Origin of the sequence: Bifidobacterium sp. B4111, from assembly GCF_026537235.1 — a bacterium.
In the GTDB taxonomy this organism is placed as follows: Bacteria; Actinomycetota; Actinomycetes; order Actinomycetales; family Bifidobacteriaceae; genus Bombiscardovia.
Window position 1 is genome coordinate 136,408 of the sequence record NZ_JAFNMO010000003.1, and the last position, 15,031, is coordinate 151,438.

12 protein-coding genes are annotated in these 15,031 nt (G+C 62.5%); 11 read left to right on the forward strand and 1 reads right to left on the reverse strand.

Features of this window, described 5'->3' with window-relative positions; genetic code table 11:
- Positions 1–120: 120 nt before the first annotated feature.
- On the forward strand, positions 121–2,898 hold the full coding sequence (clpB, locus tag J3T93_RS06770; protein WP_267431061.1) for an ATP-dependent chaperone ClpB: 2,778 nt from the start codon (positions 121–123) through the stop codon (positions 2,896–2,898).
- Positions 2,899–2,971: 73 nt separating this feature from the next.
- Here clpB and J3T93_RS06775 read toward each other — a convergent pair whose 3' ends face one another.
- Positions 2,972–5,047: a hypothetical protein gene (locus tag J3T93_RS06775; protein ID WP_267431062.1), complete on the reverse strand. Its 2,076-nt coding sequence runs from the start codon at positions 5,045–5,047 to the stop codon at positions 2,972–2,974.
- Between the two features lie 176 nt (positions 5,048–5,223).
- On the opposite strand from J3T93_RS06775, the gene rmuC reads away from it, so the two are divergent.
- From rmuC to J3T93_RS06825, 10 genes are all read left to right on the forward strand, one after another.
- The gene (gene rmuC / locus J3T93_RS06780) at positions 5,224–6,576 is read left to right on the forward strand and encodes a DNA recombination protein RmuC (protein WP_267431063.1); all 1,353 of its coding nucleotides are present in this window, start codon (positions 5,224–5,226) and stop codon (positions 6,574–6,576) included.
- A gap of 37 nt (positions 6,577–6,613) precedes the next feature.
- Positions 6,614–7,291, forward strand: a complete 678-nt coding sequence (locus tag J3T93_RS06785) for an orotate phosphoribosyltransferase (protein WP_220236418.1) — start codon at positions 6,614–6,616, stop codon at positions 7,289–7,291.
- Positions 7,288–8,013, forward strand: coding sequence for a TrmH family RNA methyltransferase (locus J3T93_RS06790; RefSeq protein ID WP_267431064.1), 726 nt, complete (start codon positions 7,288–7,290; stop codon positions 8,011–8,013). Before J3T93_RS06785 ends, J3T93_RS06790 begins: the two co-directional genes overlap by 4 nt.
- Positions 8,010–8,936 (forward strand): ATP-binding cassette domain-containing protein, encoded by a 927-nt coding sequence (locus tag J3T93_RS06795; protein WP_267431065.1) that lies wholly within the window; start codon positions 8,010–8,012, stop codon positions 8,934–8,936. The genes J3T93_RS06790 and J3T93_RS06795 overlap by 4 nt, the downstream gene beginning before the upstream one ends.
- On the forward strand, positions 8,933–9,922 hold the full coding sequence (locus J3T93_RS06800) for an ABC transporter permease subunit (RefSeq protein ID WP_267431066.1): 990 nt from the start codon (positions 8,933–8,935) through the stop codon (positions 9,920–9,922). The genes J3T93_RS06795 and J3T93_RS06800 overlap by 4 nt, the downstream gene beginning before the upstream one ends.
- A gap of 43 nt (positions 9,923–9,965) precedes the next feature.
- Positions 9,966–10,262 carry an Asp-tRNA(Asn)/Glu-tRNA(Gln) amidotransferase subunit GatC gene (gene gatC / locus J3T93_RS06805; RefSeq protein ID WP_015022515.1) on the forward strand — a complete coding sequence of 99 codons (297 nt, stop codon included), beginning with the start codon at positions 9,966–9,968 and terminating at the stop codon, positions 10,260–10,262.
- A gap of 4 nt (positions 10,263–10,266) precedes the next feature.
- Complete coding sequence (gatA, locus tag J3T93_RS06810; protein ID WP_267431067.1) at positions 10,267–11,820, forward strand: Asp-tRNA(Asn)/Glu-tRNA(Gln) amidotransferase subunit GatA; 1,554 nt, start codon at positions 10,267–10,269, stop codon at positions 11,818–11,820.
- A gap of 24 nt (positions 11,821–11,844) precedes the next feature.
- On the forward strand, positions 11,845–13,347 hold the full coding sequence (gene gatB, locus J3T93_RS06815; RefSeq protein ID WP_267399287.1) for an Asp-tRNA(Asn)/Glu-tRNA(Gln) amidotransferase subunit GatB: 1,503 nt from the start codon (positions 11,845–11,847) through the stop codon (positions 13,345–13,347).
- Between the two features lie 245 nt (positions 13,348–13,592).
- Positions 13,593–14,639, forward strand: a complete 1,047-nt coding sequence (locus tag J3T93_RS06820; RefSeq protein ID WP_267400207.1) for a GNAT family N-acetyltransferase — start codon at positions 13,593–13,595, stop codon at positions 14,637–14,639.
- Positions 14,636–14,950, forward strand: coding sequence for a DUF2469 domain-containing protein (locus J3T93_RS06825; RefSeq protein ID WP_015022511.1), 315 nt, complete (start codon positions 14,636–14,638; stop codon positions 14,948–14,950). The genes J3T93_RS06820 and J3T93_RS06825 overlap by 4 nt, the downstream gene beginning before the upstream one ends.
- Positions 14,951–15,031 lie beyond the last annotated feature (81 nt).

Sequence of the window (15,031 nt, forward strand, 5' to 3'; positions counted from 1 at the left end):
TTAGGCTCAAGTTTGGGAATAGGTGTCCTCCTTTCGCTGTTGTAGAAGACAGATGAACCCGTGACGGGGTTTGGTCGAGTGATTCGGCTGGTCCCGCCGAAGAATGTTGGAGGATGCTCTATGAACGAAAACTTCACCACCATGGCTCAGCAGGCCATCGGCGATGCCATCCAGTCGGCCTCGGCGGCCGGCAACCCCCAGGTGGATGTGCTCCATCTGTTGGACTCTCTGCTGCGTCAGCAGTCCGGCGTGGTGCCTGGGCTGATCCAAGCGGCCGGTGGTGACAGCCAACGGGTCGGAGCCGAGGTCCGTCAGGCCTTGGTGGCTCTGCCATCGGCCAGCGGGTCTACGGCCTCGCAACCCGATGCCAGCCGTCAGCTCAGCATGGCTTTGGCCCAGGCTGAGAAGGAAATGCAGGCCATGGGGGATGAATACGTCTCCACCGAGCACCTGCTTATCGCCATCGCGCAGGGTCCCTCGCAGGCCGCCGATATTCTGAACCGGAACGGGTTGCAGGCTGATACCCTGCGCAAGGCCGTGCCCCAGGTGCGCGGCGGCGCCAAGGTGACCAGCCCGGATGCCGAGGGCACCTACAAGGCCCTGGAGAAGTACTCCACCGATTTGACCGCACAGGCCAAGGAGGGCAAGCTGGATCCAGTCATCGGCAGGGACCAGGAGATTCGTCGTGTCATGCAGATCCTTTCCCGGCGTACCAAAAACAACCCTGTCCTCATCGGAGAGCCCGGCGTGGGCAAGACCGCTGTGGTCGAGGGCCTGGCTGAGCGTATCGTGGCGGGCGACGTACCCACCACCCTGCAAGGTAAGAAGCTGATCTCCCTGGATCTGAGCTCCATGGTGGCTGGCAGCAAGTACCGTGGCGAATTCGAGGAACGACTCAAGGCCGTCCTCAATGAGATCAAGAGCGCCAACGGCCAGGTCATCACCTTCATTGACGAGATCCACACCATCGTCGGTGCTGGTGCCGCCGAGGGATCCATGGATGCGGGCAACATGCTCAAGCCCATGCTGGCCAGGGGCGAACTGCGCCTGATCGGCGCCACCACCTTGGACGAATACCGTGAAAACATCGAGAAGGATCCGGCTCTGGAGCGCCGCTTCCAGCAGGTCTTCGTGGGCGAGCCCTCCGTGGAGGATACCGTGGCCATCCTGCGTGGTCTCAAGCAGCGTTATGAGGCCCACCACAAGGTGACCATCGGGGATGATGCCCTGGTGGCTGCGGCCACCCTTTCCAACCGGTATATCTCGGGTCGTCAGCTGCCAGACAAGGCCATCGACCTGGTTGACGAGGCCGCTGCACATCTGCGGATGGAGCTGGACTCCCAGCCTGAGGAAATCGACGAGCTTCAACGTCGCGTCACCCGTCTGGAGATGGAGGAGATGCAGCTGAAGAAGGCTGATGACCCGGCCTCCAAGGACCGTCTGAGCAAGCTGGAGGCCGAGCTGGCGGACTCCCGCGAAAAGCTGGGCGGCCTCAAGGCCCGCTGGGAGAACGAGAAGGCTGGCCACAACAAGGTCGGTGACCTGCGCGCTCAGCTGGACGCCAAGCGGGTCGAGGCCGACAAGGCCACCCGCGAAGGTGATCTGGAGAAGGCCTCCCGCATTCTCTACGGGGAGATTCCAGGCATTCGCAAGCAGTTGGCCCAGGCGGAGAACGCCGCCGAGCAGGCTAAGAACGCCTCCAATGATGCTGGTCCCGATGGGGCTGACATCGCTGGGGGGCCAGCCCAGGAGCCCATGGTTCCTGACCACGTTGATGCGGATTCCGTAGCGGAGATCGTCTCTGATTGGACCGGCATCCCTGTGGGGCGGCTCATGGAGGGCGAGAATGAGAAGCTCTTGCATATGGAGGACTACCTGGGCAAGCGGGTGGTCGGCCAGAAAGAGGCCATCCATGCAGTTTCCGACGCGGTCCGGCGCTCGCGTGCCGGCATCGCCGACCCTGACAGGCCCACTGGATCCTTCATGTTCCTGGGCCCCACCGGCGTGGGCAAGACGGAGCTGGCCAAGGCCTTGGCCGACTTCCTCTTCGACGACGAGAAGGCCATGGTCCGCATCGATATGTCAGAGTACATGGAGAAGGCCTCGGTCTCCCGGCTGATCGGCGCTGCTCCCGGCTACGTGGGCTATGAGGAGGGCGGCCAGCTGACCGAAGCCGTGCGTCGGCGGCCCTACTCGGTGGTACTCTTCGACGAGGTGGAGAAGGCCAACCCTGAAGTCTTCGATCTGCTCCTGCAGGTTCTGGACGACGGCAGGCTGACTGACGGCCAGGGCAGGACGGTGGACTTCAAGAACACCATCCTGATCATGACCTCCAACCTTGGCTCGCAGTTCCTGGTCCGGGACGACCTGGATGAGGAGGCCAAGCGCAAGGCCGTCATGGATGCTGTCCACGCCAACTTCAAGCCCGAGTTCATCAACCGGTTGGATGATCTGGTCATCTTCCATCCGCTGACCCGCGACGAGCTGGGTTCCATTGTGGATATCCAGGTCCGGCAAGTGGCCCAGCGGCTGACCGATCGGCGTATCACCCTGGATGTCACCGACTCCGCTAGGGAGTGGCTGGCCAACGTGGGCTACGATCCGGCCTTCGGCGCCCGTCCTTTGCGTCGGCTGGTGCAGACTGAGGTGGGCGACCAACTGGCTAGGATGCTGCTTGCCGGGAAGGTCCACGACGGTGACACGGTTCTAGTGGACCAAACCGGCGGCGACCATCTGGAACTGACTGCCTGGCCCACCGAGAATCTGGTCGATGATTCGGTCAAGGTCGATGGTGTGACGGCTGACGGTGATGCTGATGCCGACGATGCCGGACGCGATGGTGGCCGTGGCCGTCATGCTGCGCGTGGCGATGACCAAGGTCAGGGCCAGACTCACTGAGATCAATCAGGGTCGGTACCGGGATAATCTCCAGGTGCCGGCCCTTTTACGTTAGCTGCCGTGCTCTGTGGATTCAGTCCATAGCAGCAGCTGGGTCCCTGCCCTTTTGCATGGGCTTCCACTGGCTGTCAACGATGATCTGGGGGCGTCGTGCCGCGACTGTCGGAAGCTGGTCCGTGTCGATCAGGGCGAGGTGCAGCCAGCGACGGCGCAGGCGCCGCAACCGGTGCAGACGACGAACGTTGAGCATGGCCAGGATGGAGGACAGAGCCCCTGTTACCGCTGCGATCATGGGGTTGAGCATCCAGCCTAGGAAGGGTTGGCAGATTCCGGTAGCAATGACCAGGGCGATGACGTTGTAGACAGTGGACCAGGTCAGGTTCTCCCTGATGACCTGGGTGGTGGCTCGGCTCAGTTCTATGGCCCTACTGGTTCCGTCCAGGTCGCCCTGCTGCAGGATAAGGTCCGGCTGTGGTAGGTCGATGTCGTCTGCGGCTTCGTCCGTGTCAGCCTGGAGTTTTGGACCCAAAGCGATGTCCACCTGAGCCCTGGCCGTCAGTTCGGGATCCGCTGTGGTCCCAGTTGCCAGGGCCACCAGGCTGGTTCGGCCCTGCCTCACGGCGGATGCTGGGTCTTGACCTGTCTGATCAAGTGGGATGCCCCTGTTGGTCCGGGTCAGGTCGTGATTGAGCCGATCCATGCATTCGCGCTTGCGCTCGGGGGTCAGCCGAGTGATCAGCATATCCGCGCCCGCCTGGCGGGCTGCCCGCTCAATCCTGTCGTCCGGCTGGCGGCTCCCGTCCAGGATCAGGCTGCTTACTCGCAGGGCGCGTAGATGGGTGGCGGTCCGGGTCAGGGATTCCGTGTGGACACCCTGGCCCTCCGCGTCGTCGGGATCCAGCAGAGAGGAGTCATCCAGAACCAGGGTGTGCACCCGGCCCAGGTGGTTCATGGCCCGTGGCGAGGTGAAGAGCAGACCGTGTGCCAGACCCGTCTCCAGGCTGGTTCGGAAGGCCATGGGGATGGTCATGGCTGCGACGGCGGGGCAGGCGATGGTCAGTACACAGACGGCATTGCCTACAGCATGGGCCAAGTGGGGCTGCGGGCCCAGCATGAGCCAGAGCATGAAGGTCCAGACAGCCAGAATCATGATCAGGGCGATGGCTGTGTGGACGATACGATCCATCCTGCGCATAGCGGGGGATCGCTCGACCAGGGCCTGGGGGATGATCTTCACGAGCCTGGCTGCATAGGTGTTGTCGCCGGCGGCATCCACTCGGATGGACAGTCGACCCTCGAGGATCTTGCTGGAGGCCAGGATTCGATCGCCGGGCCCGCACGGCCGGGGTCTGTCATCACCTGTCAGCTCGCTGTCGTCCACCAGGGCCGATCCTGACTCCACAAGCCCATCGGCCGCTGGGCGCTCGCCTGTACGTACCAGAAGCAGATTGCCTGGGCGGATCTGGTCACGTGCAAGTATCTGGGCGGGGACTGTCTGAGGATGCTGAGAATCGGCCACCAGACCTGAGGCTGGGCGGATCTCCGTCAAGTGGTTCAAGGAAGCCACCAGGGAGGCTTCCATTCTGGTGCCGATGACCCGGGCCAGTAGCAGGAGGGTGATGACCACGCCGACCAGATCGAAGTAAGGGGATCGGGAGCCCTCCGGCAGCAGGGATCCAGCCAGGCAGGTAGCCAGGCTGTATAGGTAGGCCAGGCTTGTGGCCAGCGCGGCCAGGAGATCGGGGCTGCAGCGGTGCTCGGTCATGGCCTTCCACCCGCCTGTGAGTGTTCCACGGCCGCCGTAGAAGATGACCGGGGCTATCAGAATAGCCTGGACCCAGGGGCTGGTCAGCCAAGAAGGAATCAGATCGGGGCCGAAGCGATCGAACAGATCCAGAACTAAAACAGGCGCGGTCAGCAGGGCACTTACGATGGTTGGCCTGAGCAGGCGGTGGCTGCGAGAATCCAGATCAGCCCCCCATTTGCCCCAGTCCTCGGGATCACGCCAGGGGCGGTTGGCTGGGGAGTCTGCGGCTGCTTCCTGGCCACTGGCATGAGCCGATGGCATAAGGAAGTACCAGATGATCAGCCAGGTGACCGCACAGGCCACGACCAGATCTGCTATCGCCAGGAAGATATCGACACCCACGGATCTCCTTCGGTCTTGCTCCAACCCCTTAATATCTCCTATTGTGCCCTTCATCGCGGCCCGGCACAGGTCTTAAGGCCGATTCCTTGCGGAAAAAACGAATTCTCGAATTATCGCCGACAGCCTGCCGCGGCGACCTGGTTTTCGGGTCCAGTGCTTGAGGTTAACTAGAACATATGTTCGATTCTACGTCATCAGTGGTCATGGTGGTGCTTCTCCTGCTGATCGGTATAGTCCTGGGGGGATTGGCAGGGTATGTGCTGGGTCGCACCCAGGGCCGGAGGGCCGTCGGCATGGGGTCCGACGGCCAGGTGGATGAACTGCGCGCTCAGCTGGATCAGGCCCAGGAACAGCTCCATGGATCCGATGCGGCCCTGGTCGAGGCACGGACCAAGGTGGACGGTCTGAACCGCGAGCTCTCCTTTGTCAAGTCCCAGCTGGCCCAGGCCCAGCAGGCGGAGCAGATCAGAATCGAGCGGGAGCGCCGCCGCGCCCAGGCTCAGGAGGAGGAGAAGCGGCGCAGGCAGGCAGAGAGCATGGAGGAGGAGAGCAAGGTGCTCTCGGCTCTGGCCCCCGTGCAAAAGAATTTGGATGCCCTCCAGCATAAGGTGGCCCAGATCGAGGAGGGCCGCAAGCAGGAGATGGGCTCCTTGGGACAGCAGCTGAAGAGTCTGGGCGAGCAGCAGGGGAGACTGGACAAGGAGACCAGCTCCCTGGCTTCGGCCCTACGCAACAACAAGGTGCGCGGCGCATGGGGTGAGGCTCAGCTCAGGAATATCGTCGAGTCGGCGGGGCTCTTGGAGCATGTGGACTTCGACACCCAGGTGGTGGTCACCGCCTCGGATGGTCGCGTCCTGCGTCCCGACATGGTGGTTCACCTGCCCGGTGGCAAGACCATTCCTATCGATGCCAAGGCCCCCTATTCCGACTACCAGCGGGCCTGTGAGATCCCCGACACTGCTTCGGATGATGAGCTGCGCCGCCGGGACGAACTGCTCAAGGCGCATGCCCGGGCCCTGCGCGAGCACGTCAAGGCCCTGGCGGACAAGGAGTACTGGAACGCCTTCGAAACGGCCCCGGACTTCGTGGTGGCCTTCATCCCCAACGACTCCCTTCTGCAGGCCGCCCTGGAGGTGGACCCTACCCTGATGGATGACGCCTTTGCCCAAAAGGTGGCCCTGACCTCGCCGGTGACCCTCTGGGCTGTGCTCAAGTCGGTAGCCTATGCCTGGCAGCAGCAGAACCTGTCCGAGGACGCTCGCACCCTCTTCACGTTGACCCACGAGCTCTATGACCGCTTTGTGGTTCTGGGCGATCGGGCCAACAGACTGGGCCGTTCCATCACTGCCACGGTGACCGCCTACAACAAGTTCGCTTCCTCTTTGGAGTCGCGCGTTCTGGTCACAGCCCGCAAGCTGCAGCAGATGGATCCCTCCAAGGTCATCGACTCGGTCGACATGATCGATTCAGACAAGGGCAATATCAGGGAGCTGACCGCGCCGGAAGCTTTGCCTGACCAAGGGCGGTAAGTGCCGCTTAGGGGCCTCGGGCGCTAGTCTGATAAGCATGAACGAGGCAACGAAAAGACAAGAGGGTTCATCCTTCAGGCCCACTGGGTCGCCTGATTTGGTCGGGCGCGAATCCGACGCGGACCTGCCTGAGCCGGTCGATCAGCTGCGTGAACTCCTGGCCCAGGAGATTGGAGGGCGTCCCTTCACTGAGCTGAGCGGGGTCACTTTTCATCATCGTGGGGCTGAACTTGCCGGTCATGTTCTTCTGGATACCTTGGAGGATGCGGGTTATTCAGTCGACGACTTCGACGCGGTTGGGGCTCTGACAGCAGCTGCCGTGCCGCTGGCTGATGCCATGCTTCATGCCGCGGCCTCGCGCGGGCAGGATCTGGACGCCTTCGTTATGGATTTCGTCTACCCCTCCATCAAGGGCCCATCCATCGAAGGCAGGCGGGTTATCCTGCTGGATGCCTGGCTGGGCCGGAAATCCTACGTGCAGACCTCGTCACTGGTTACCTTGGGCAAGAACAACGAACTCAATCTTGACTGCGGGATCATCCAGCGTCAGGGTGCCAAGACGTTGGCTATCGCCTCGCTGGTGGGCGGCCGGACCGATGGCGGCATTCAGGTGGTCGATCCGGTGGACGGCTCCCGGCAGCGGCTGCCTTTCATCTGTGCCTATCAGGAGGATCAACTCGTCGGTGCGGCCGACGACTCTCCGGAGCGATCATGAGAGAACCGAATCCGGTGACCCGAGCGGCCATGGCCTCAGATGAGCCGGTTTTTCGGCAGGTGGGGGTCGGTCCCTGGCAGGAAGAGCATCCTGAGCAGCCCATGCCGATGGACCCGCGCTATGACCTCGAACTGCTGGAGCAGGGGGATCGTCGTAACGTCCTGGACCGGTACCGCTATTGGAAGGTCGAGGCCATTCGGGACGACCTGGATCGCCGAGGCCGTCATGATTTCGAGGTGGCTGTGGAAAACTGGACCCACGACTTCAATATCGGCTCCATGGTCCGAACCGCCAACGCCTTCGCTGCTCGCCGCGTCCATATAGTCGGTCCTCACAAGTGGAATCGCAAGGGCTCGTTGATGACCGAGCTCTATCAGCATGTGGTCCACGACCCCGACATAGCAACCATGATGGCCACCTTGCAAGAAGAGGCGGCCGGGCGGGGGGAGTCCGTGCCCCGTATGATCGCCATCGACAACGTTTCCGGGGCCGTCCCCATGGAGACCTATCACTTTCCCCGTCGCTGCCTGCTCATGTTCGGCGCTGAGGGTCCGGGGCTGTCCGAGAAGGCCTTGGAGCTGGCAGACGATGTGGTCTACATCTCCCAGTTCGGATCGGTGCGCTCCATCAACGCCGGGGCTGCTGCTGCCGTGGCCATGCACTCCTGGATCCGCCAGCATGCCAGGGTGGCAGATCAGTCAGACCAGGGGCCTCTGCCATGATTGTCGTCGACTCGCTGACCAAGCGCTTTGGCTCCCGCAAGGCACTGAACCGCGTCTCCTTCACGGCCAGGGACGGTCGGGTGACCGGATTTGTGGGGCCTAAAGGCGCTGGTAAGTCGACCACACTGCGCATTGCTCTGGGACTGGTTCGCCCTGACGCCGGCAAGGCCCTGTTCGATGGTCGGCCCTTCGTCCGGCTCTCATCGCCCATGCGGACAGCGGGAGCGGTACTGAATCCGCGCAATGCCCATCCTGCTTGCAAGGCCAGGGACCACCTGCTGGCCCTGGCCGCGATCAGTGGTATTGATCACCGTCGGGTGGACCAGGTGCTTGAGATGGTCGGCCTGCAATCGGTCGCCGACAGGCCGACGGGGTCCCTTTCTCTGGGAATGAGTCAGCGGCTGGCTTTGGCCGCCGCCCTTCTGGGCGACCCGCACAACCTGGTTCTGGATGAGCTCCTTGACGGCCTGGCTTCGGAGGGAACCGAGCGGGTGAGGGAAATGTGGCGTGGCCTCGCCTCACAGGGCAGGGCAGTCCTCCTAAGCTCCCGTAAGATCAACGAAGTGGCTCAAATCGCCGACGATCTGGTCATCATCGCTAAGGGAAGGATCCTGGAGAGAACGACCGTGGCCCGGTTCATCGGTGAGCACTCCCGAGACTCCATATATGCGGTGACGCCGCAGCCCGACCAATTAAAGGCCGCCCTGGCCACGGCCGCCGGAATCAGCATCACCCGTCTGCCGCCGGATGAGAGCTGTCCGCCAGATGCCGCACGCTTCCGCATCCAGGGTGCGCCCCTGGCTTCGACAGCTTCGATTCTGGCCCAGGAGGGAGTAGTTCTCTACGACTTCCAGCCGGAGGAAGTTTCCTTGGAACAGGCCTACAAGGACATCATCCACGGCAGAAGGGATGCACGACCATGAGTGCCGGCAGCGGCCGTCGATTCCGCCGGAGTTTGCGAGAGGTACCCTCAGGGCCTGATAACGCAACTCCACGGCATGGCTCCGCTTTCACTCGGCTGCGTCGAACCTCGGGGCTGTCCTTCCTGGATTCACGTCGTCCATGCGGTCAGCTGACCTTTTTCGGGGCGGTTCGAGGGGAGCTGCGCAAGATGCTCTCCCTGCGATCGACCTGGGTCTTGCTTCTGATTGTCATGCTGTTGCAGCCGTTGAGCACCGGTCTGATGGCCTGCGGGACCCGGGCCATGGCTGGCCTGGGCTGGCAGACCGATCGCCTTCCGGCTCACCTGTTGCCTGCGTCCAGTGACGTCTTCTGGTCGGCCGTCGCTTTCGGCCTGTTTCCGGGCATGATCGTGGCGGGCATTCTGGGGATTCTGGTCCTTACGCGCGAGTTTTCCGACGCCACCATTGAGAGCACGCTGACGGCCAATCCTCGTCGGGGCATGGTCCTGACGGCCAAAGGTCTTGCCTTGGCCTTGTTGACATGGTTGGCGGCACAGGTGGGCCTGCTGCTCAGCTGGATCCTGGAGACCCTGCTTCTGCCAGGCAGATCGGGGGTCTTGCCCGCTTACAAGCCCGGGCTTGCTCTGATTGATTTGCTGGGCGGTCCGCTCATGCTGATCCTCTTTGCTTTGATGGGCCTGGGTCTGGGGGCCTTGAGCCGATCCAAGGTCGGCGGGATTGGCATGTTCCTAGGGCTGACTTTGGCCCTGCCACTGATTCTGGGCCTCATGCAGGGTTTGAACTCTCATGCCGGCTGGCTGCAGATCCCTTTCAGACTGACCCCAACCAGCCTGCTGAGTACTTTCCTTTGTGGTCTGGGACAGGCGGTGGAGGCTGGTCGCGGATGGTGGCCCACCTGGTGGCAGGCGGGCCTGATCATGATGGTCTGGACGGCCCTATGCTGTGCTCTGGGAACCCTGGTCTTTAGGCGCGCAGACATCGGTTGACCCTGCCTTCTGCGTGTCATAGAGCACCCATATGATAAGTGGTATGCCAACTTTTACACGTGAAGAGATCAAGCACTTGGGTGATTTGGCCCGAATTGCTTTGACCGATCAGGAGGCCGACCGCCTCAAGGGCGAACTCAACGTGATCGCCGATTCCATCACCAAGGTTCAGGAGGTGGCCGGCGATGATGTGCCCCCCACCGCCAATCCCATTCCTCTGGAGGCCTACCTGCGTCCCGATGAGGCTGAAGAGCCGCTGACGCAGGAGGCTGCCCTTTCGGGTGCTCCGGTCACCGAGTCGGGCATGTTTGTGGCCCCGCGCATTCTGGGTGAGGAGTGAGACGATGAGCACACAGGAAGAATTGGTCAAGCAATCCGCCTCCGACATGGCCGCACAGCTGCGGTCAGGGCAGGTCTCCAGCCGTGAACTGGTCCAGGCTCATCTGGATGTGATCGAGGCCGCCGAGCCCAGCATTGATGCATTTCTGCAGGTCAGCGCCGATCAGGCCTTGGAGCAGGCCGACGCCTTCGACCAGCGACTGGCTCATGAAGGAGCCGAGGGGCTGCCGGAACTGGCCGGCGTGCCCATCGCCATCAAGGACATGATCGTCACCGAGGGTATCCCCACTACGGCCGCCTCCAAGATCCTTGAGGGATGGGTGCCGCCTTACGATGCCACCGTTATCAAGAAGCTCAAGGCCGCGGGGATGCCCATTCTGGGCAAGACCAACCTGGATGAGTTCGCCCAGGGTTCCTCCACTGAGCACTCAGCATTCAAGACTACGCACAACCCCTGGGACACCGAGCGGGTTCCGGGCGGTTCAGGCGGCGGCTCGGCCTCGGCTGTCGGCTCCTTTGAGGCTCCGCTGGCCTTGGGCACCGACACCGGCGGATCCATTCGCCAGCCCGGATCCCTGACCGGTACCGTGGGTGTCAAACCCACCTACGGCGGCGTCTCCCGGTTCGGGGCCATCGCCATGGCCTCCTCCCTGGATCAGATCGGTCCGGTTTCCCGGTCCGTGCTGGATGCGGCCCTGTTGCAGGAGGTCATCGGCGGCTACGACCGCCGAGACTCCACCTCCATTCCCAAGCCGGTTCCCCCTCTGGCCCAGGCTGCTCGTCAAGGTCAGAAGCGTGATCTGAAGGGTCTCAAGGTGGGTCTGGTCAAGGAGCTGGGCGGCGAGGGTTATCAGCCCGGCGTCGAGGCCCGCTTCAACGAGGCTGTCTCACTGCTGGAGTCCATGGGTGCCGAGGTGGTCCAGGTCTCCTGCCCGCACTTCCCTTACGCGCTGGCCGCCTACTACATCGTCATGCCCTCCGAGGTCTCCTCCAACCTGGCCCGTTACGATGGCATGCGCTACGGCCTGCGGGTCATGCCACCTGAGGGCGTCCCCCAGACGGCTGCCAATATGATGGCTGCTACTCGTGAAGCCGGGTTCGGTGATGAGGTCAAGCGCAGGATCATCCTGGGTATCTACGCCCTGTCCGCCGGTTACTATGACGCCTGGTACGGCTCGGCTCAGAAGGTCCGCACCCTGGTCATCCGCGACTTTGAGAAGGCCTTCGAACAGGCCGATGTCCTGGTCTCGCCCACGTCGCCGACCACGGCCTTCCGCTTCGGCGAGAAGATGGACGACCCACTGGCCATGTATCTGAACGACGTAGCCACCATTCCGGCCAACCTGGCCGGCACTCCAGCCATGTCGATTCCCGCCGGGCTCAGCGACGACGGACTGCCTGTAGGCTTCCAGTTCTTCGCCCCCCAGATGCGCGACGAGGTCATGTACCGGCCCGCCGCCGCTCTTGAGGCGGCCCTGGAGGAGCAATGGGGCGGACCTATCTCCCAGAAGCTGTCCACCCCCTGGCTGGATGGTCTGGCTCAGGATTCGACCAAGTAGGCATCGGAAGGAAACGGAATCACAATGGCTGAAAAACTGATGAAGTACGCCGATGCCGTGGCCAAGTACGACCCGGTGTTCGGCCTGGAGGTCCATGTCGAGCTCTGCACCAACACCAAGCTCTTCTGCCCGGCCCATATCGAGTTCGGCGGCGAGCCCAACACCCAGCTGACCCCGGTCTCCCTGGGCCTGCCTGGCAGCCTGCCCGTGGTCAACAAGACCGCCATCGACTATGCGGTCAAGCTGGGCCTGGCCCTGCACTGCAAGGTCAACGAGTGGAGCCAGTTCGCCAGGAAGAACTACTTCTACCCGGACATGCCCCGCGACTATCAGATCTCCCAGTATGACAAGCCCCTGAACGGCGAGGGTTATCTGGACGTGGAGCTGGACGACGGCAGCATCTTCCGTGTGCCCATCGAGCGGGCCCATGTGGAGGACGATGCCGGCAAGAACACCCACGTGGGCGGGGCCGACGGCCGCATCGAGGGTGCCGACCACTCCCTGGTGGACTACAACCGTGCCGGCGTTCCCCTGGTCGAGATTGTGACCAAGCCTATCGAAGGTGCCGGGGCGCGTACTCCCGAGGTGGCCGGGGCCTATGTCCGGGCCATCAGAGACATCGTCCGGGCCTTGGGCATCTCCCACGCTCGTATGGAGCAGGGCAACATGCGCGCCGATGTCAACGTCTCCCTGCATGCCGGGCCGGATGCCCCTCTGGGAACCCGGTCGGAGACCAAGAATGTCAACACCTTCAAGGGCATCGAGAAGACGCTGACCTACGAGATTCGCCGTCAGGCCGCCCTGCTGGAGTCCGGTGGGGAGGTGCTGCAGGAGACCCGCCACTGGGATGAGTCCACGCAGACCACTGCCGGCGGCCGGGTCAAGACCGATGCCAACGATTACCGCTACTTCCCCGACCCTGATCTGGTCATGGTCCATGTGACCAAGGACCATATCGAGGAGCTCAAGGCCCAGATGCCTGAGATGCCGCGCGAACGTCGCGCCCGCCTCAAGAAGGATTGGGACTTCACCGACCGTCAGATGCAGGACGCAGTCAACGCCGATGCCGTGGATCTGATCGAGGACACGGTCAAGGCCGGCGCCACGGCTGCCGGAGCCCGCAAGTGGTGGCTGGGCGAGATTTCCCGCGAGGCCAACGCCCGCGGAGTCAGCCTGCAGGAGCTGCCCATCTCGGCTCAGGATGTCGCTGATGTGGAGCAGCTGATTGCTGACGGCAAGCTCAACGACAAGCTGGCCAAGCAGACCGTCTCCGGCGTGTTGGCTGGCGAGGGCAAGCCCGCCGAGGTCGTCAAGAAGCATGGTTATCAGGTGGTTTCGGACGACGGGGCCCTGGACGCAGCCGTCGATCAGGCCCTCAAGGACAACCCGGACATCGTGGCCAAGCTCAAGGGCGGCAATATGAAGCCCATGGGCGCTATTATCGGAGCGGTCATGCGGGCCACCAAAGGTCAGGCCGATGCCAAGGCAGTCAGCAAGATCGTCATGGAGCGCATCGCTAAGTCCTGATCAGGCCCGGTCCGCCGACCTGATTCCATCGGGTTCAGACCGGCGGACCTGCCCGGCTTCTCATGGTTTTCTCAGGGGCGAGGGATTACAATTGATTGCCATCGCAAGGTGGCGATCATGGAGGTGACGTGATGTCTATGAGCGGCAGGGGCAATGACCGACCGCAAACGCAAACCGAGGGACCTGATGGTATAGGGAGCAGACAGCTACCCGACCGGATCGAGATCCCCTACATTCGGGGCGAGATGTTGCACCTGCGGCCGGCTGTCATCGCCGATTTGACGGCAATGGACCAACTGGAGGCTTTCTACAATTCCACCGGCATTACCGGTAAGGGGCCAAGTGCCGAGCGAGCCGTGGTCAACGCCTGGGTACGTAGGTCAGTAGCCTGGTCCAAGGGTCTGGCTGCCCGTGATTCGGGTGTGGGAGATCCTGAGTCCCGCCGCACCCTGGCCTGGGCCATGGTCACTGATGCGGACACCGACCAGGATGGCTCGCCAGATGCCGATGCCACCAAGGGAGTCATCGGCATGATCTTCCTGATCGACGTGGATGGCTGGTCACGCTCAGCCAGGATCCAGGTGGTCCTGGGCAGGCACTTTCGTGGGCGCGGTTACTCCCGGGATGCCATGCCCAGAATCATGACCTACGGGTACGCGGCTGCTCCTATGGGTCTGGGCCTGCATCGGATCTGGGTGGCTGTGCCAGAGAAAAACACGCGCTCCATCTCCGTCTACCAGTCCCTGGGATTCATGATCTCGGGCACCTCCCGTGATGCCCTCTGGGACGCCGAGAACGGCAAGTATCAGGATCAGATCGTCATGGATGCCCTGGTCGACGAATATGATCCCATCCGTTCTTTGAATGCTTTCGGCATGCATGTCATCCGTGAAAATCCTGGCGTGGCCGAAGCCCTTGTTGCACATGGATACGCTGCGGATGAGGATGGCGGCATAAGCGGGTCCGAGGAGTCTACTCCGGCAGCTCAGGATTCGCAGGTATCAGGTGACCGGACCCACCTGACCCCGAAGAGTGGCCCGCATTCAGAACAATCTGCCCAAGGCCATGCAGAACCCGATAGCAGGAATGATGACAAGGCGGTTCCCGGTCGGAAGGGCGCTGAGGATGCGGGGAAGGAGTCCGATTCCGACGAATCCGTTGCCGATCAGTCCGACGAGGAGCACACGGCCTCGGACTGGGCCTATGGGTCGGCTGAGACCAAGCGATCCAAACGCGCCTGGTGGCGTACGCTTGGCCATGGCCGTGATCGCGCGAATGGAGGCAGTCGATGAGTGCTGAGGATCTCGACAACTACGAGACCAACGCCGAACTCGCCTTGTATCGCGAGTATCGGGACGTGATCAAGCTGTTCACCTACGTGGTCGAGACCGAGCGGCGGTTCTACCTGGCCAACAAGGTGGACTTCAACGTCCGATCTGCTGGGCAGGACGTCTACTTTGACGTCCGGCTGACCGATGCCTGGGTCTGGGATGTTTACCGGTCCAGCCGATTCGTCAAGAACGTCCGCATCGTCACCTTCAAGGATGTCAATGTGGAGGAAGTGCAGAAGACAGACATCGATATTCCCGATTCGCTGGGCTAAACGACGCGCTAGGGCGAGCATCATCACGTTTGTTCCACGCAATGGCGGGAATTCGTGTGGGAAGTCCTTCGGAAGTCTCTG